General features: G+C 60.9%; 17 protein-coding genes and 1 tRNA gene. 3 read left to right on the forward strand and 15 right to left on the reverse strand.

Annotated elements, in window-relative coordinates:
- Positions 1 to 18 precede the first annotated feature (18 nt).
- A complete protein-coding gene (locus tag BM172_RS22080) occupies positions 19 to 1,317 on the reverse strand; it encodes a hypothetical protein (protein WP_143096460.1) in 1,299 nt (432 codons plus the stop codon).
- Positions 1,318 to 2,037: 720 nt separating this feature from the next.
- Here BM172_RS22080 and BM172_RS04820 point away from each other — a divergent pair.
- Positions 2,038 to 3,597 (forward strand): recombinase family protein, encoded by a 1,560-nt coding sequence (locus BM172_RS04820; protein ID WP_081805270.1) that lies wholly within the window; start codon positions 2,038 to 2,040, stop codon positions 3,595 to 3,597.
- A 539-nt stretch (positions 3,598 to 4,136) separates the two neighbouring features.
- On the opposite strand, the gene BM172_RS04830 is transcribed toward BM172_RS04820, so the two are convergent.
- Together BM172_RS04830 and BM172_RS22955 are read right to left on the reverse strand one after the other, a co-directional pair.
- Positions 4,137 to 5,351, reverse strand: coding sequence for a recombinase family protein (locus BM172_RS04830; RefSeq protein WP_081805269.1), 1,215 nt, complete (start codon positions 5,349 to 5,351; stop codon positions 4,137 to 4,139).
- Positions 5,352 to 5,423: 72 nt separating this feature from the next.
- Positions 5,424 to 5,735 (reverse strand): helix-turn-helix domain-containing protein, encoded by a 312-nt coding sequence (locus BM172_RS22955; protein WP_366236310.1) that lies wholly within the window; start codon positions 5,733 to 5,735, stop codon positions 5,424 to 5,426.
- Between the two features lie 143 nt (positions 5,736 to 5,878).
- Here BM172_RS22955 and BM172_RS04840 point away from each other — a divergent pair, with 143 nt between their 5' ends.
- Complete coding sequence (locus BM172_RS04840) at positions 5,879 to 6,202, forward strand: hypothetical protein (RefSeq protein WP_026636460.1); 324 nt, start codon at positions 5,879 to 5,881, stop codon at positions 6,200 to 6,202.
- A 144-nt stretch (positions 6,203 to 6,346) separates the two neighbouring features.
- Here the strand turns inward: BM172_RS04840 and BM172_RS22085 are convergent, their stop codons facing one another.
- From BM172_RS22085 to tpiA, 7 genes are all read right to left on the reverse strand, one after another.
- Positions 6,347 to 6,844 (reverse strand): hypothetical protein, encoded by a 498-nt coding sequence (locus BM172_RS22085; RefSeq protein WP_143096461.1) that lies wholly within the window; start codon positions 6,842 to 6,844, stop codon positions 6,347 to 6,349.
- Positions 6,845 to 6,852: 8 nt separating this feature from the next.
- On the reverse strand, positions 6,853 to 7,335 hold the full coding sequence (locus tag BM172_RS04845; protein ID WP_051548993.1) for a type II toxin-antitoxin system HicB family antitoxin: 483 nt from the start codon (positions 7,333 to 7,335) through the stop codon (positions 6,853 to 6,855).
- Positions 7,328 to 7,525: a type II toxin-antitoxin system HicA family toxin gene (locus BM172_RS22960; protein ID WP_143096462.1), complete on the reverse strand. Its 198-nt coding sequence runs from the start codon at positions 7,523 to 7,525 to the stop codon at positions 7,328 to 7,330. The genes BM172_RS04845 and BM172_RS22960 overlap by 8 nt, the downstream gene beginning before the upstream one ends.
- A gap of 565 nt (positions 7,526 to 8,090) precedes the next feature.
- Entirely contained in the window at positions 8,091 to 9,392 is a 1,302-nt protein-coding gene (locus BM172_RS04850) for a tyrosine-type recombinase/integrase (RefSeq protein ID WP_026636459.1), read from the reverse strand.
- A gap of 165 nt (positions 9,393 to 9,557) precedes the next feature.
- A tRNA-Leu gene (locus tag BM172_RS04855) sits at positions 9,558 to 9,642 on the reverse strand.
- A gap of 13 nt (positions 9,643 to 9,655) precedes the next feature.
- Positions 9,656 to 10,111, reverse strand: coding sequence for a preprotein translocase subunit SecG (secG, locus tag BM172_RS04860; protein ID WP_026636458.1), 456 nt, complete (start codon positions 10,109 to 10,111; stop codon positions 9,656 to 9,658).
- Between the two features lie 22 nt (positions 10,112 to 10,133).
- Positions 10,134 to 10,883: a triose-phosphate isomerase gene (gene tpiA, locus BM172_RS04865; protein WP_026636457.1), complete on the reverse strand. Its 750-nt coding sequence runs from the start codon at positions 10,881 to 10,883 to the stop codon at positions 10,134 to 10,136.
- 131 nt (positions 10,884 to 11,014) lie between these two features.
- On the opposite strand from tpiA, the gene BM172_RS04870 reads away from it, so the two are divergent.
- Positions 11,015 to 11,827 carry an SDR family NAD(P)-dependent oxidoreductase gene (locus BM172_RS04870; RefSeq protein ID WP_026636456.1) on the forward strand — a complete coding sequence of 271 codons (813 nt, stop codon included), beginning with the start codon at positions 11,015 to 11,017 and terminating at the stop codon, positions 11,825 to 11,827.
- Position 11,828: 1 nt separating this feature from the next.
- Here BM172_RS04870 and BM172_RS04875 read toward each other — a convergent pair whose 3' ends face one another.
- The 5 genes from BM172_RS04875 to orn all read right to left on the reverse strand — a co-directional run bounded on the left by BM172_RS04875 (position 11,829) and on the right by orn (position 16,356).
- Positions 11,829 to 12,314, reverse strand: a complete 486-nt coding sequence (locus tag BM172_RS04875) for a hypothetical protein (protein ID WP_143096463.1) — start codon at positions 12,312 to 12,314, stop codon at positions 11,829 to 11,831.
- A 79-nt stretch (positions 12,315 to 12,393) separates the two neighbouring features.
- Positions 12,394 to 13,341 carry an isopenicillin N synthase family dioxygenase gene (locus BM172_RS04880; RefSeq protein WP_026636454.1) on the reverse strand — a complete coding sequence of 316 codons (948 nt, stop codon included), beginning with the start codon at positions 13,339 to 13,341 and terminating at the stop codon, positions 12,394 to 12,396.
- 126 nt (positions 13,342 to 13,467) lie between these two features.
- Positions 13,468 to 14,820: a phosphoglucosamine mutase gene (glmM, locus tag BM172_RS04885; protein WP_026636453.1), complete on the reverse strand. Its 1,353-nt coding sequence runs from the start codon at positions 14,818 to 14,820 to the stop codon at positions 13,468 to 13,470.
- Between the two features lie 35 nt (positions 14,821 to 14,855).
- Positions 14,856 to 15,767: a dihydropteroate synthase gene (gene folP, locus BM172_RS04890; RefSeq protein WP_026636452.1), complete on the reverse strand. Its 912-nt coding sequence runs from the start codon at positions 15,765 to 15,767 to the stop codon at positions 14,856 to 14,858.
- Between the two features lie 28 nt (positions 15,768 to 15,795).
- Positions 15,796 to 16,356 (reverse strand): oligoribonuclease, encoded by a 561-nt coding sequence (orn, locus tag BM172_RS04895; RefSeq protein ID WP_026636451.1) that lies wholly within the window; start codon positions 16,354 to 16,356, stop codon positions 15,796 to 15,798.
- Positions 16,357 to 16,454: the final 98 nt, after the last annotated feature.

The raw sequence follows: 16,454 nt of genomic DNA on the forward strand, positions 1-16,454 counted from the left end.
GCATTATGTTTGAAGTACCTACTCTTCGGAATCGTCTCTCGGGTAGCGCGGGGCATATAGCTCCGTGGGCGTCCTCCAATCCAGGAACACGTCCCAAGGACTCGAAGTCTTAGCGAACTCCTTAGCTAGCGCTATCCGAGCGGAAACCTCTTCCCTCATCTCTTCTGGCAATTCGCCCAAACGCACCTCAATGGATTCGAAGAAACGCCTAGTGCTCTCAGCGCGTTCCCACATCCTTATGAGTTTGATTAAGGAGGCTCTACTTTGCTCTCTCGACTCCTTGGCTTCGAGCCGATCATCGCGGCGATCGATGAGCTCTAGTTCTCGCTCCCACTCTTGACGCCTAAGCTCCTCCTTCCTATCCGCCGCCAGGACGAGTTTCGACAGCTCATCGCCCATGGCCCTCATCTCATTGACGATGCTGGGAATCTGGCTCTCTAAGGAATCAGTCTCTGTCTCCTGCCAATGCCTTGTCCAAGAAACATGATGGTATGGCGCATAGAGTTGGAGACGAAATCGCCCTGTAGGTCGGTCTTTGTTTGTCGTCCAGGACCAATCTCTCTCACCACGACGCAACTTCGGCGGAATGTAGTCGGAATCCCTGATGTACTTATCTCCACCCACATACCGCATGAGCACCGACTCAGCCATTTCGAGAATTGCTATCCCTATAGCGATTTCACCGACATACACCACTGTCGGGCGAGATGGCTTCCAAATAGTCGGATAGTAAGATCGAGGCTCTTTGGGTATCTCGTGCCAATCGATACCTGGCCGACTCAACCCTCCAGCGTGAGGCGCTATAGCCACACGAAAACCTCGCAACTCAAGCGAGTTGAATAGTTCGTTGGACACACTAAGCGCTCTAACCAAAGCTGGCGATGATGTCGTTATATCGACAAGCAGCTTTTTATAAGGCTTCAGGAAAATTCCCTCGCCCAAGGCCCCTTCGCTAGCTGGCCTTCCAGACTCAAAGTGCTTCCGTGCTCCATTAATCAAAGCGTGCGTTCCGGTGCCCGATGCCCTGCGTTTCTGCCGCGGCTCTGATGGCTCCGGCGCCGACTCCGTGAAGCGCTGCGTACCTTGATACCCGCCCTCCTTGGACCACTCCAAGGGCTCACCAAATCGTTGTGGAGGAAGAGCAGGAACTTTCATATTCGCGCCGGCCTGAAGCTTGGCCCAATACCCTCTGCCCGGCCTCGGCACATTCAGAATTTCGCAAACGCGAGTCAAATAGCTTCCGGAAACGCCAAGCTCTTTGGAGAGCTTGGTCATCGGGGTCGCCCAAATTGCCTGGTAGATTTCTTCGCGCTTCATGAATTGCATCCGGCGATGGAACGAGAACATCACTCTTCCATAGGTCAGCCAGAAACCTCCCTCGTGGCGTCGCGCATAAGAGAACACCCATCTTCGATGAGTTCAAGCAGGCGCATCCGAAGTTCAAGCGATACGAAACGGGCGTTGAAAGCTCTCCGCGAGTGGTTCATGCAATGGAAAGCCTCGCTGGCAAGGCAGTGACGGACTTCTGAGCTGGTGCTATGACTCAAGTACCGAACCGCTTTGGGTGTACTTGTATGTCAACCAGAACGTCCTATCAGTAGCCGGATCATCTGCTCCGATTTGGTGCGGAAATCCTGCACGGCATAGGACATGTGAAAGTGATTCCAGCAATCGCCATGCTTCCGCCCAACCGGTATTCAATATACCCGACGCATTCATGACTTCGCGCGTTGAGGGATCCATGTCGAACTCCGTGCCGTCGCCGCCCGTGTAGCGCAATATCACTTGGCCGTTGAAGCCGGAGACCCATGGCTCCAACGACAACTGGCATTCGGGCAAATATGGCTCAATACCACTGAGGCCAAGAGGAGCGTAGATTTCTAAGTAAAAGTGACACCCGACCATGGAACTCCCTACCGATAGCTTGTGCACCGAAGCAGAACAATCCTCATTCCGTCCACTTCCGGAAGAGTCCGACTAACTACTGCAACTTCTAAGGCGTAGCGTCGATCCTAGCCCGCCAGCGTTGAAAAACCCATGTCTGCCCAACACCGCTATGGCAAGGATGGCTCGTCCGTCCCCGTGGCCGAGTACATCCGTATGTCTACAGACAAGCAGGACATGTCTGTGGACAACCAACGAACCGCCATCGCTAGTTACGCTGCCGATCACAACATGCGCGTTGCTCAAAGCTACGTGGACGAGGGGCGTAGCGGTCTGGATGTCGAAGGACGCCCCGGCCTTCAGCGGCTTCTAAGTGATGTACAGAATCACTGCACTGGCTGCGTGGCCATTTTAGTTCTAGACGTTAGCCGCTGGGGCCGGTTCCAGAACGTCGATGAGTCAGCCTTCTATGAGTTCCTGTGTACTCAGCATGGCATTCGCGTTATCTATGTGGCCGAGCCTTTCGGGGACAATGATGGACCGCTTCAATCAGTCCTAAAGAGCCTCAAGCGATCGATGGCCGCGGAGTACAGCCGGGAGCTGTCAGCCAAAGTCTTTGCTGGCCAAGCTAGATTGGTTCGCCAAGGCTTCGTTATGGGCAGCCCAGCTGCATATGGCCTAAGCCGCTTGCTGGTCGATGCATCGGGAAAACCACGCTGCATTTTGAAGCGTGGAGAACGCAAAAGCATTGCCACTGACCGCGTGCGCCTGGTGCCAGGTCCACCGGAAGAGGTGGAGGTGGTCCAATGGATGTTTAGGCAGTCGGCCGCAGGCGCGAGCATTAAAGACCTTACCGAACGGCTCAATAAACGCGGCAAACGGAATGCCAACGGCGAACCATGGCGCATGTCCACAATCAACGACATGCTCAACGATCTGCGCTATACCGGAACCATTATTTTTGGTCGACCTAACCCGCGCGGGCTGATTAAGCCTGACGCACAAGATCCACCTAGGGAGCCGATCCGTGTCGACAATGCATTCCCCGCGATAGTGACCCATGAGCTGTTTCAAGCGGCACAAGCAAGGCGCGAGGAAAGGGTAAGGAAGCTAACTGACGACGAGCTGCTTGAAGCACTGCGCGTCCTATGGAAGCGCGATGGCCGTATCACAACCCGCCTAATGAACGCAGACCCCAAAGTGCCCACCGCACAAACATATCTCCATCGTTTTGGCAGCCTTCGATATGCTTACAGACGTATCGGTTATACCCAAGATCGATACCTCGGGTACGGCGACGTGCGTGACCGCATTCAAGTATGGCTACCTAGCGTGATGGGATGTGTCCGCGACGCGCTGGAGGATGATGGATCGAGTGTCACTCAAAAAGGGCGAGCACTCCGCATTGATGAAACATGGACCGCTTCGTTCTATCTAATGCAGTCTTCCAGTGCAGGCGGCCCGAAAAAGATTCGATGGATACTGCCTAGCCTTCGGGTTGCTGCGGATATCTTGGTGGGCATCCGTATGGATATGAAAGGAGACCGACCCATCGATTATTTGATCTTGCCGGCGATCAGCGCTAAGACATGGCCGGATGTTATCCAGGAGAAACCGGGCGCAGGCGCTCGCTTCTACCTCTTCGAATCACTTCAAGTGCTTCGCGATCTGGCCAACCTTTCAAGGAGGGCACCAGACGATGCCAGGCGGTAACAGTGTACGCTGGATACGCGAGCAGCAGATGATCGCTTCTCTCGACATGGTTGGATTTCTTTGTGGAAAGCAATGTAGGGCCATCGCTGCTGCCGCAATGCACCTTCAACGAGACCCAATCTATGAGGACATACTGGGAGAAGATGCCTTCCGATTGTCCTCGATAGCCAAGCAGCTTCTTGAGGAGCCCACGGATATTCAGGGTGCGAAGATGCTCAGGCTCGCAGTGACCAGGCGCCTGATGCTCCAGATCATGGACCGCAAGGATGTCGTCATATGGTTGGCGCGTGACCACCCTGAAACCCTAACCATCCTGATGAATGCGGCTGGCTTCGATGGCTTAGGCCTAGGCGATATCGATGATGTGCCCATGCCTCCGCGCACGCGAAAGCGCCGAAATAGGGGCGGGAGCCCAAGATAGCCACGAAACAGGTGATGACTCCCGCGCAGGGATGCCCTCGACCAGAGGTCATGCGACACCTTTGCCGATTGGCAAGGACAACATCCACCACACCGTCAAACTTGAATGTAGGTATCTCTCAATTATCATCACCACAAACCTTCTCCACGCACTTTGCGCAGCAATCCGCTTTCGCTCCTAGGTATCGATAGTCGTGGCCAGTGTCGAAACCGATTAACTCGTACGCTCGAAGTAAGCCGCCAAACCGGCGAGCGTATGATCTGCTGGATGGCATGCCCTCCTGTTCATCAATGATTGGACCGGAAAGCCATCCGGTCTTTTCATAGACATCTCGAAGACGCGCAAGCATTTCGTCATCGCTCCAGCATCTGGCACGACGGAGAATGATCTTGCGTGCCTCAAGGAACCACTGCTTCGGCACAATGGGTTGAAACGCCTCTTTACACCTCACCCACATATCGTGTCCATTGCGGACGTGCCGTTGCTGGAGCTTGAACGAGTTCTTGTTGTAGACGTTCTCGCCAAAATACTTCTCGTTTGTGAGGACTGTGTGGACGGTACCCTTCGTCCATGAGCGCTGACGATCAGTGAGCAGTCCTCGGGCGTTAAGATCACGAGCTATCTCCTGCTCACTGCGCCGAAGCACGAGAAATTGTGTATAGATGTTTCGGACAATGGCTACTTCTTCAGGTGGTCCAGGAACCAAGATGACTCGATCTGTCTGCAGGCTTTTGTACTCCCCCGCAGACAGAAGTCCCTTCTCTTTTCGATGTCCATCTACGAGCATGCGACGCAGCCCTGGGCCAGGCGACCCTCCCTGCCGGAAACCCAGTTCGATAAGGCGACATTGCCCTAGAAAGACCCGGTGCGAGAGTTCACGACTGTACTCGCCAGCCATCGCCCTCTTGATACTCTTCATGATGGTCGCCATGGGGGTTCCATCATTCTCAAAGGGCTCACCGCAATAGAAGATTTGGATGCCTACGCGTCGACATAGGTACTCGTAATAGGCGCTCTCGTCCGCATCTTGAAACCGGCCCCAGCGGCTGACGTCATAGACGAGCACGGCATTAAAATCCGCGTCGCCCGACTGTACGTCAGCGATCAACTTTTTGAGGGCGTCGCGCCCTTCTAGGCTGAGACCACTTTTCCCTTCGTCGGTATAAGTGCGGACGACTTCCATGCCGTGTTGCGCGGCATACCGCTGGATGGCTTCGCGCTGATTCTCTGTCGAATAGCGCTGATGATCGGTTGACATGCGAACGTACTGAGCGGCCCGGATAGGTCGCCCTCCCCTCACGCGTTCTGCCGTTTGGGGCCTGCTGTATCCCATGAGCCGCCACTGACGCAGCCACCAACTTCCACCATTTATACAAAATGTTGGAGTTTGTCAACAAAGTGATAGTCAGACGGAGGGCGGACTAACCATTACCCCGAGGAATTTGAGCAATGTCCGCTGCTGCTGCGGACGAAGAGATTCGAAAAGCTTCAGCAGCTGCGACTCGGCATCTACAAGGCCAGGAACCTGACGCTCCTCGACTAGGCTCCAGGGATGGCAGTCGAGCGCTCCAGCGAGTTTGAAAAGCCACTCAACAGTAAGCCGTCTCTTGCCGGTCTCCAACAGACTGACCTGTTGGTTTGTGGTCCCTGCTGCCCTGGCGAGATCCTCCAGGGACAGCCCATTAAGCTCACGGATGTGCCTGATTCGATTGTTCACACGCAAGGGGAGATGACCAAGGAATCGTCACGTTACCAGATGATCGGCCTTGTCCTGCTCATTAGCGTCGATCACGATATCGATAAGGGCGGCAAGGCAGTTACTGTTGCCTCGTCTAAGTGCCTAGTCCTACGAGGATCGTCATGAAGAAGGAAGTGGGTCTAACGAACTGGGAAGAGGCTGCGGATTTCTTCACGCAGCAAACGAATACGGCCCTAGAGGCCATACTCCGACTGGATGCTCAGCAGCGGGTAGACCAGTTGGTCATTGGGGCGCTGTTGATAGCACACCCGAACATCGAGAAGGCTGCTGAAGCGTTTCGGCAGATGGCCGCCGAGGCCAGCACGAACACTCTGCTCCATGGGATCGCGACGGAAACACCGGGCGTAGCGCAAACCGCACATTCCGACCGCATCGCGTTCTGGTCTCGGATCTTTCGGAAGATGGGAGCGATTGATCAGGAATAGCTCGCAAACCAAAGCACTAACTCACGGTGCCTCTCGCAACTCAAGTCGAAATCCACCGATTCAGGCGCCTCTTAGCGAGCAGTCTTCAGCCAATCCTTACACTTAGAAAAATCGCTCAGGTGTGTCGACAGAATCGCGTTAGTCTTAGGAACCTTTTCGCTTACGATTACCAATAGGCTTTCCTGGCTTAGTAGCCGATTTACGTTTCTCTTGAGCTGGATCCCATGGCAGGACCACATCTCTTAGCATACTCAGCGAAAGGATCAATTGCGCCGAGGGACGAGTCGCCCAGAAGAGTAGCCTCCGGTAGTCGTAGATATCTTCGTTGAAGATATCCAAATTACCATCATCATCTTTTTCCCTGCCAACAAAGCCAGCCACATAAGAAATTACAGCAACTTCAGAATGCTCACCTTCATCTGAGGTGGGACGAGGGAGTTGTACTCTTACTCGCTGAGCCAACTCAACCACTGGCCGCTCATTAAAGGTGTCGTCCGACAGACCTGCATTGCTGTATCCAATTGAAACCGTCAGATCAATCTCTCCGCCAGCCTTTTTTAGGGCTGCCCGAATGATACTTTCATCCAAACTAATGGATTGAAAACGATGTCCAACAAGCCGGAAGCGATTCGACCCGCTCATCCTGTCCCTCAATGCCGGTAGGTGGATTCGCCAGATATCTCTGAAACCGTGACCACACTTTCTCTTGATTCTCGCCAAGCAGACTTAAGCTTGCTGGGTGCACTGGCAATCAAGAAATCCGCGCTTGCGAAGATCTTTTCGCTCGCTTCTTGATGCATATGCCGCTCGATCGCTTGGCACAGTGCGTCCTTGACAAATTCGTTAAGTGAAACATGTCTTGTCTTCGCCACTGTTACAGCCTGACGATGGACGTCAGCTCCGACCCTAACGTTGAATGTCCCCTTGCACGGCTTTTCAGGCGCCACCCCCATTGCTTCACAATGGGCAACGTACTCGTCCACCGCCCTCACGAACTCCTCCTGGAGTTCCTCCAAGGACACTCCGGAGAACAGTATCAGGCTGTCGATATCGGCAACTTTACCGATGAGTAGTTCGTCATCCGACGAATACTCAATCACGGCCCTCAGGCCTCTATAGACAAACTTAGTCATTGTAGTAGCCCCATTCCCTTAGACGCTTTGCTACATCGTTGACATAGCAAACCAGTACGGTCGGCGGATTTCGACCATGCGGCTTGTGTAGATGAATCACCTTCGACGGGTCTCGGGGGTCATAGAAGCAAACTCTGGAACCAGCTCCGCCTGACTGCTGAAATCCGAGCTTTCCTAGCAGCGCACACATTTCGTCCCACGTAAAATCCCGCGGGGACGACGCTAGCCGATCGAGCAGCTTCCTCAACTGCGACACGCGTCACCGCCCCGCTCGGAGTGAGTATGCGTCCGCGTATTGCCGGCATGCAACTAGCCAGTAGTTGCAAGCACGAACAGCGTTCATCGCTGCCACGGCATTCCCCTGGTGTCGGTCCCTGAATTCGCAGTATCACTGAACTCAGAAATTTTGCGAAGTGGTCCACAATACCGCCGTCAGACAAATGTGTCGCCAACCAACCTCGACATAAGTCATTGTTTTTTTTCAATATATGCATCGCCACCATTTCGACCGATGACCAAGCATTAAATAGTTCCATTGCAATAGTTGAGACAACTGGCGCTTAGCCTGGACTGGATCACGTAACACAGCCCGCCCCGACGACATCAAATTTCACCAGGGTTAAAATGCGATGCAGGCGCACTCGCCCTTTAAACGGCCGCTAGCACCGATGCCTCGGGGGTATTTTTGGGGCTATTTTTCATAAGAACCCTTTTGAACCGCGCCAGATAAGGATTTTCGATCCCTCTCACCACGCCTAGCGGGCCACATGCGCCTTTATCGGCACAACCTGCCCGCTCGCCATTAGCCCATCCAAGTAGTCCGCCCAGGCCTGCATGACCTCCCGGCGCTTCTCTCGGAACTTCACCCGGGCATAGGCCGCCTCCACCTCATCCTTCGGAGCATGCGCCAGCTGGGCCTCCAGCACATCCACATCGATCCCCAACCGCTCCCGCCCCAAGGTACGCAGGGAGGCCCGGTTACCATGTGGCGTGTGCTTGCCCTGGAATCCGAGGTCCCGGAGGGCTTTGCTCAGGGCATCGCGACTGAGGTGAGGGCTGCTCTGACGTCCCTGCGGCGGGAACACATACTCACTCCCGTCCGTCCGCTCCCTCATCTCCCGCAGGACCACTAGCGCCTGCTCGGGCAGCGAGGTAGTGAAATCCTCACCCGTCTTCATTCGATTGCTGCCGTCAGGGTTCATGCCGGGAATCTTCCATTCCCCTGCATCCAGATCTATCTCTGGCCATCGAGCACTGGCCACGACACCAGGACGCATCACTGTGAGGGATGCGAGGATGAGGGCCGCGCGTACTGTGCGATTGGGGTAGTCATAGACCGCCCGCATGATTTCGCCAAGGGTTTTCTCGTCATCCGTCACTGCCGGCATATGGCCAGTGCGGAACTTGGGCAGCATGCGATCAAGCCGGAGCCGGCTCTCATCTCTACGCAGACCTTCATTGATCGCCTGGTCAACGATGCTCCCGATGTACTGCCGAGCCTTGCGCGCCAGCTGAGGCGTTTCGGCCGCCATCTTGAGCAGCACGGGACGGACATCCTTGGTCTCCAGCGTTCGCATGTCCATGTCGCCGATCGCTGGCACTAGGTAGGAGTCCACGACAAGGAGTGCCTTGCGATAGGTCTCAGCAGCCCAGGTGGGGCGCTTTTCTGAAAGCCAACGCCCGGACACGGACCGGAGCGACGCGTTCTGAGCCTCCTGCTTGGCAAAGGCCTCGGCCTGCTCCTCCGCGGTCTCCTCGGCGGCTGCCCTCCTGGCCACGCTGCGCAGGCCTTGAGTAGCCCTCCCCTGGGCCGCGTCACGCTGTATTTCCATCGCGCGCACGCGAGCTTGAGCCAGGGACATGCCCGGGTAGTGCCCAATCACGCAGGGCGCGGGCCGGGTGCCATCCAGAAGGCGATAGCGCACTGACCAGGTCTTACGGCCCGCTGGGCTGACCAGTAGGGACAAGCCATTGCCGTCAGAGAGGGCGTAGGCCTTGGCCGCAGCCTTGGCTTTGCGGATCTGAAGCTCAGTAAGCGGGTCAGCTAGGCGTGGCATAGGGAGGGACCGCTTTGGGTAGGATTGAGCAAATCATGCCCAAATTCCTACCCAAAAGTCCAAGACTCCACTGGACACCCCTGGACGCCTAGAAACAAAAAACCCCGCAGCTACGCGGGGTTTCGTGTATTCCGTGGACGTCCTTGGACGCTATGGAACTTCAATTGGTGCCCAAGGGGGGACTCGAACCCCCACGACTTGCGTCGCTACCACCTCAAGGTAGTGCGTCTACCAATTCCGCCACCTGGGCAGGTGTTTTGCTGTTACTTCTTTCCGGCGCTGGTCGGCTTGGCCGGGGCGGTCGCCGCCGGGACTTCCGCGCTCTGGGCCGGAGTGGCCGCCGGGACTTCGCTGCTCGCCGCCGGCTTGGTGGCCTGCGGCACGTCGCCGGTGGCCGGCGCCGAGGGCTGCGCATTCTGCGTGGCGGCCGGCTGGTTGGCAAGACCGGACACCACGCCGAGATCGGCGCCATTGTTCTGCGGCGCGCCATGGCGGCCGAGATAGATGCCCATGCCGAGGCTGAGCAGGAAGAACAGCCCGGCGAGCACGGCGGTGGCGCGCGTCATGAAGCTGGACGAACCGCGTGCACCGAACACGGTGGCGGACGCGCCGCCGCCGAAGCCGGAACCCGCGTCGGCACCCGCGCCGCGCTGCATCAGGATCAGCACGATCATCGCGGCGGCGATCAGGATGTAGAAGACGCTGAAGATGACGAACATGGTTTCCAGGGAGTCCGTGCGCTCAGTGCGCGGCGGCGCAGATTGCGAGGAAATCGGCCGAGGTCAGACATGCACCCCCGACGAGCCCCCCATCCACATCCGCCTGCGCGAATAATTCCGCGGCATTGGCCGGCTTGACGCTGCCGCCATAAAGCAGCCGAGTCAGACGGGCGATCATAGCATCCTCCCGGGCCAGTTGGCTACGGATGAATCCGTGGACCTGCTGCGCCTGCTCCGGCGTGGCGGTGCGGCCGGTGCCGATCGCCCAGACCGGTTCATAGGCGATCACCGCGGTATCGAAGCTGGCCACGCCGTTGAGCGCCAGCACGGCCAGCAACTGGCGGGCGATCACCGCCTCGGTCTCGCCCGCCTCGCGCTGGGCCAGCGTCTCGCCCACGCACAGCACCGGCGTGAGGCCGCCGGCGCGGGCGGCGGCGAACTTGCGCGCCACCAGTTCGTCGCTCTCGTGGTGGTACTGGCGGCGCTCGGAATGGCCGACCAGGGTCCACTGCGCGCCGACGTCCTGCAGCATCGACGCGGACACTTCGCCGGTGTACGCGCCCTGCCCTTCGTGCTCGCTTACGTCCTGGCCGCCGAAGCCGAGGCCGGAACCGGCGTGCTGTGCGGCCAGCTCGGCGATATAGGGAAACGGCGGGAACACCACCGCGTCGACCGACGCCGGCATGCCGGCCGCGATGTCGCTGGCCAGTGCGGCGGCCATCGAGCGGCTGCCATGCATCTTCCAGTTACCGGCAACGAGCTTCTTGCGCACGGCACGTCTCCCTTCGTTCAAAACGCGGCAGCTTAGCGAGCGTCCCCGGGGCCGGCAACGTAGCGCCCGCTGGCGCGTTCGGCCAACTGACAGCAAGATCGCGCTCTCCACACCGCACCGAAGGAACCGGCATGCCGCAGTCCCGCCCCCTGAGTCTGATCACCGGCGCCTCCGCGGGCATCGGCGCCGCCTTTGCGCGCGAACTGGCCGCGCGCGGCCACGACCTGGTGCTCACCGCCCGCCGCACGGAGCGGCTGGAGGCGCTTGCGGAAGAACTGCGCGGCAAGCACCACTGCCAGGTGACGGTGCTGCCGGCCGACCTGGCCGACCCCGCCGCACCGCAACAGCTGCAGCAGGCGCTGGCCGAACGCAAGCTGGCCGTGGACTGGCTGATCAACAACGCCGGCTACGGCCTGCCCGGCACCTTCGAGGCCAATGCCTGGGAAGACCATGCGGCCTTCATCCAGGTGCTGATGACCGCGCCGACCGAACTGGCGTGGCGCGTGCTGCCCGGCATGCGCGAGCGCGGCTATGGCCGCATCGTCAATGTCGCCTCGCTGGCCGGCCACGTGCCGGGCACCGCGGGACATACGCTGTACGGCGCATCCAAGGCCTACATGATCAAGTTCTCGCAATCGCTGGCGCTGGAGAACCGCCACCTCGGCGTGCACGTCTGCGCGCTGTGCCCGGGCTTTACCTGGTCGGAGTTCCACGACGTCACCGGCACCCGCGAGCTGATGAACCAGATGCCGCGCTTCATGTGGCAGACCGCGGAAGACGTGGTGCGCGAAGGCTGCGACGCGGCCGAGCGCGGCGACATCGTGCGCGTCACCGGTCGCGTCAATCGCTTCATCAAGTCGCTGGTCAAGCTGATGCCGGACCGCATGGGATTGTGGCTGTCGGCGCGCGAATCGCGGCGCTACCGGCACGCCGCGCCGCAGTGAGTTACTCGCGCTTGCAGGTAAGCGTATCGCCGACCGCGAAACTGCCGTTGCGCTGCACCTGCCAATCCACCCGCAACGTGCCATCGGCCGTGCGCGCATAGACGAACTTCTGCGCCGGCTGTACTTCCGGCGCCGACGTCCAGGTCAGCGTGTCGCCCTCCCAGCCCGCAGAGCTGAAACGTCGCGCGCCGCCGAAGCTGTCGACGATGGCGGCGTTGAACTGCCTGCCCTTGGCGTCGTAGGTCCATGCCTCCACCGCGCGATAGGTGTTCGGCGCGATGTCGTCGTGATGCTTGAGCAGGCCGGCGCCGCCCAGATCGGTATCGAAGCGGATGGTCGAAGCGATCTTCTTGCCGCTGGCGGGGAACACCCCGTCGCAATGCCAGCTGCCCAGCAGCGGCTGCATGGCCTGCATGGACGTCGGCGCATCCGCGGCGCAGGCAGCACCGCCGGCCAGCATCAGGACGAACAAGAATCCAACACGCATCGCGGCATCCCAGGATCCAGTGCCGCGAGGCTAGCGGACTCCCGGCCGGTGCGAACCGACCGGAAGTCATGCATGACCGTCAGATCAGCTTGATCTCGCGCAGCCGCTGCAGCAGGTACTCGTGCGAGGTGATCGAGGTGTCGTAGCGGCTCGGGTTATCCGGCGTCACGCACTGCGGCAGCGGGTCCAGCACCACGTCGGGATTCGGATGCAGAAAGTACGGCACCGAATAGCGGGGCTTGCGCGCGTTCGCGTTCTGCGGATTGACCACGCGGTGCGTGGTGGACGGATACACGTGGTTGGTCAGGCGCTGCAGCATGTCGCCGATGTTCACCACGATGGCGTCGCCCTCGGTGGTGATCGGCAGCCACTCGCCGTCGCGGCCCAGCACTTCCAGCCCCTCGGCGCTGGCGCCGACCAGCAGGGTGATGAAGTTGATGTCCTCGTGGGCACCCGCGCGCACGTTCGGGATGTTCTCCTCGGTGATCGGCGGGTAGTGGATCGGACGCAGGATGGAATTGCCCAGGTCGGTCTTGTCCTCGAAGTAGTTCTCCGGCAGGCCGATATGCAGGGCCAGGGCGCGCAGCACGCGGGTGCCGAGCTGGTCCAGCGCCTCGAACAGGCCGTAGCCGTACGGCTTGAACGCCGGCACTTCCTCCGGCCACAGGTTCGGCGCCATCACGTCGGCGAAGCGGGAGTCGCGCGGGATCTCGCGGCCGACATGCCAGAACTCCTTCAGGTCGGCGTACTTGCTGTCCTTGGCGGTTTCCACCTTGAACGGGGTGTAGCCGCGCGCGCCGCCGCTGCCGGGCACGTGGTACTTCAGCTTGGTCTCGGCCGGCAGTGCGAAGAACTGCTGGAATGCCTGGTAGGCGTTGTCGATCAGCTCGGTCGGGATGCCGTGGCCGCTGATGCCGCAGAAGCCGTACTCGCGGTAGGCAGCGCCGAGCTCCGCTACGAAGGCCTCGCGGTCGGTGTCGTAACGGCGGATGTCGAGGGTGGGAACCCGCTTGACGGTCGTATTCATGGTGTCGTGATCCACAGGTAGGCGTGCGGTCGATTTGTCGAACCCGCCACCGCAGGGGCGGGGCACGTCGGGCCAATCCTTGGCGACCTGGGTGGGGCAAGGCCTGTTACGGCCGCCCCCACTGGCTCACGAGCGTTCGGCCGCGGATTTTACGACTTCCGCCAGCTGCTCCGCCATCCGCCTCACCTCGGCCTCGTCGGCGGCCTCCACCGTCACCCGCACCAGGGGCTCGGTGCCGGAGGCGCGCAGCACCACCCTGCCGCGGCCGCGCAGGGCTTCCTCGGTCTCGGCCAGCGCCTGCTTCACCTCGTCGCTGTGCAGCGACTCGCGCGCGCCGTTGGCGCGCACATTGATCATGATCTGCGGCATCTTGTAGAGACCCTGGCGGGCCTCGGCCAGGTCGCGCCCGCCCAGCGCCTCCAGCACCGCCAGCGCCGAGACGATGCCGTCGCCGGTGGTGGCGCGGTCCAGGCACAGGATGTGGCCGGAGGTCTCGCCGCCGAGCTGGCCGCCGTGTTCCTTCAGCTTCTGCAGCACGTAGCGGTCGCCCACGTTGGCGCGGATCAGATCCACGTCCAGCGCGGCGAGCGCCTGCTGCAGGCCGTAGTTGCTCATCAGCGTGCCGACCACCGGACCCTTCAGGCGGCCCTGCGCAGCCCAGGCGCGGGCCAGGATGAACAGCATGTCGTCGCCGTCGGCCAGCACGCCTTCGCGGTCGACCAGCTGCACGCGGTCGCCATCGCCGTCGAAGGCGATGCCGATGTCCGCGTGATGTTCCAGCACGGCCAGCTGCAAGGTCTGCGGATGGGTCGAGCCGACGCCGCGGTTGATATTGAAGCCGTCCGGCTTGTGGCCGATGGCGATCACCTCGGCGCCCAGTTCGGCGAACACCTTCGGCGCCACCTGGTAGGTCGCGCCGTTGGCGCAGTCCAGCACGATGCGCAGGCCGCGCAGGGTGAACTCGCTGTCGACCAGGGTGCGCTTGCAGAACTCGATATAGCGCCCGCCCGCGTCGTCGATGCGGCTGGCCTTGCCCAGGCGCTCGGGCGCCTCGGTGGTGAACTCGGCATCCAGGCCCAGCTCGATCGCCGCTTCCACGTCATCGGACAGCTTCTCGCCAATGGCGGAGAAGAACTTGATGCCGTTGTCCTGGTGCGGGTTGTGCGAGGCGCTGATCACGATGCCCGCCTGCGCGCGCAGCGAGCGGGTGAGGAAGGCCACCGCCGGGGTCGGCATCGGGCCGAGCAGGCCCACGTCCACGCCGGCGGCGACCAGGCCGGCTTCCAGCGCCGCCTCGAACATATAGCCGGAGACGCGGGTGTCCTTGCCGATCAGCACTTTCGGCCGCCCCTCGCGCGTATCGCGCGCCAGCGCCATGCCGGCGGCGCGGCCCAGCCGCAGCATGAAATCGGCGCTGATCGGCCACTGGCCGACCGGCCCGCGAATGCCATCGGTGCCGAAGTATTTGCGTTCGCTCATGGGGGTCCTTTCGACGCGCTGCCTGCGCGATTGAGTTATTCGTCGTCCGGCCAGCGCGGCGCGGCCGGACGCGTGTCCCGGCGCACCGCGGGCTCCCCTGCAGCCACGGCCCGCCATACTGCCAAAGCATCGACCGTAGCGGCCACATCATGTACGCGCACCATACGGGCGCCACGTTGCACGGCGATGAGCGCCGCGGCCAGCGAACCGGCCGCACGCTGCGCGGGATCTTCGCGGCCGGTGAGCTTGCCGATCATCGATTTGCGCGACAGGCCGACGTAGCAGCCGCTGCCGAGGTTGCCGAAGCGCTCCAGCGCCCGCAGCAGGGCCAGGTTGTGTTCCAGCGTCTTGCCGAAGCCGAAGCCCGGGTCGACCAGCACCTTGCGCTTGTCGATGCCGGCCAGCTCGCAGGCGAACAGGCGGTCGGTGAGGAAGCGGTGCACTTCGCCCACCACGTCGTCGTAGCGCGGATCGTCCTGCATGCCGCGCGGCTCGCCCAGCATGTGCATCAGGCATACCGGCACGCGCAGTTCCGCGGCCGCATCCAGCGCGCCTTCGCGGCGCAAGGCATAGACGTCGTTGATCATGCCCGCGCCGGCGGCCACCGCCGCGCGCATCACTTCCGGCTTGGAGGTGTCGATCGCCAGCGGCAGCGCGGTGCGCGCGGCCAGCTGCTCGAGCACCGGGATCACCCGGCGCAGCTCTTCTTCCAACGGCACGTCGGCGGCACCGGGACGGGTGGATTCGCCGCCGATGTCGAGCATGTCCGCGCCCTCTTCCGCCAGCCGCAGGCCGTGCGCGACCGCGGCTTCCGTGGTCGCGTGGCTGCCGCCGTCGGAGAACGAGTCCGGCGTGACATTGACGATGCCCACCACGCGCGGCCGGTCCAGCACGAGGCGCCGGCCGGCGCAGTCGAGCACGGTGGCGAAGAGTTCGTCGACGGACATGGTCACTCCTTGCCGGTCAGTACTGCCGTCAACCCGCACCGCCCAGCGCGCCCATGAACTGGCGGTAGTAGCGCAGCTCCTCGATGGAGTCGCGGATATCCGACAGCGCGGTATGCGCGGATTCCTTGCTGAAGTTCTTGCAGATGCTCGGCGACCAGCGGCGCGACAGCTCCTTGAGCGTGGACACGTCGAGGTTGCGGTAATGGAAATAGCGCTCCAGCCGCGGCATCTGCCGGTGCATGAAGCGGCGGTCCTGGCAGATCGAGTTGCCGCACATCGGCGACTTGCCCGCCGGCACCCAGGCCTTGAGGAAATCCAGCGTGGCCGCCTCGGCCGCCGCATGGTCGTCGGCGGAAGCCAGGACCTGCTCCCACAGGCCGGACTTGCGGTGCTGGTTGCGATTCCAGGCGTCCATCGCCTCCAGGCGCTCCAGCTCGTGGCGGATGGCAAACACCGGCCCCTCGGCCAGGATGTTCAGCTCCTTGTCGGTCACGATGGTGGCGATTTCGAGAATCGAGTCGTTATCGGTATCCAGACCGGTCATTTCCAGGTCGATCCAGATCAGATTTTCTTCGTTCGCTAGGCTCATGCTCCCTCCTGGGCGCGCAGTCTAGCAGCAGCGGAAGCCCGCCCTGGGCGGCGTATGCCCATTGGCCGGTCGTGCTGTGCGAGCGGACACACCTGGAC

The organism is Dyella marensis (assembly GCF_900112865.1).
Lineage (GTDB): Bacteria > Pseudomonadota > Gammaproteobacteria > Xanthomonadales > Rhodanobacteraceae > Dyella_D > Dyella_D marensis_A.

Bases quoted from the DNA above. Each gene is read 5' to 3' on its own strand.
- BM172_RS22085 (WP_143096461.1), bottom strand. From the start codon at position 6,844: ATGAGCGGGTCGAATCGCTTCCGGCTTGTTGGACATCGTTTTCAATCC.
- BM172_RS04850 (WP_026636459.1), bottom strand. From the start codon at position 9,392: ATGCCACGCCTAGCTGACCCGCTTACTGAGCTTCAGATCCGCAAAGCC.
- orn (WP_026636451.1), bottom strand. From the start codon at position 16,356: ATGAGCCTAGCGAACGAAGAAAATCTGATCTGGATCGACCTGGAAATG.
- BM172_RS04840 (WP_026636460.1), top strand. From the start codon at position 5,879: ATGAAGAAGGAAGTGGGTCTAACGAACTGGGAAGAGGCTGCGGATTTC.
- BM172_RS04820 (WP_081805270.1), top strand. From the start codon at position 2,038: ATGTCTGCCCAACACCGCTATGGCAAGGATGGCTCGTCCGTCCCCGTG.
- secG (WP_026636458.1), bottom strand. From the start codon at position 10,111: ATGTTCGTCATCTTCAGCGTCTTCTACATCCTGATCGCCGCCGCGATG.
- BM172_RS04845 (WP_051548993.1), bottom strand. From the start codon at position 7,335: ATGACTAAGTTTGTCTATAGAGGCCTGAGGGCCGTGATTGAGTATTCG.
- BM172_RS22080 (WP_143096460.1), bottom strand. From the start codon at position 1,317: ATGAAGCGCGAAGAAATCTACCAGGCAATTTGGGCGACCCCGATGACC.
- BM172_RS22960 (WP_143096462.1), bottom strand. From the start codon at position 7,525: ATGTGTGCGCTGCTAGGAAAGCTCGGATTTCAGCAGTCAGGCGGAGCT.
- folP (WP_026636452.1), bottom strand. From the start codon at position 15,767: ATGTCCGTCGACGAACTCTTCGCCACCGTGCTCGACTGCGCCGGCCGG.
- glmM (WP_026636453.1), bottom strand. From the start codon at position 14,820: ATGAGCGAACGCAAATACTTCGGCACCGATGGCATTCGCGGGCCGGTC.
- BM172_RS04830 (WP_081805269.1), bottom strand. From the start codon at position 5,351: ATGGGATACAGCAGGCCCCAAACGGCAGAACGCGTGAGGGGAGGGCGA.
- BM172_RS04875 (WP_143096463.1), bottom strand. From the start codon at position 12,314: ATGCGTGTTGGATTCTTGTTCGTCCTGATGCTGGCCGGCGGTGCTGCC.
- BM172_RS04870 (WP_026636456.1), top strand. From the start codon at position 11,015: ATGCCGCAGTCCCGCCCCCTGAGTCTGATCACCGGCGCCTCCGCGGGC.
- BM172_RS04880 (WP_026636454.1), bottom strand. From the start codon at position 13,341: ATGAATACGACCGTCAAGCGGGTTCCCACCCTCGACATCCGCCGTTAC.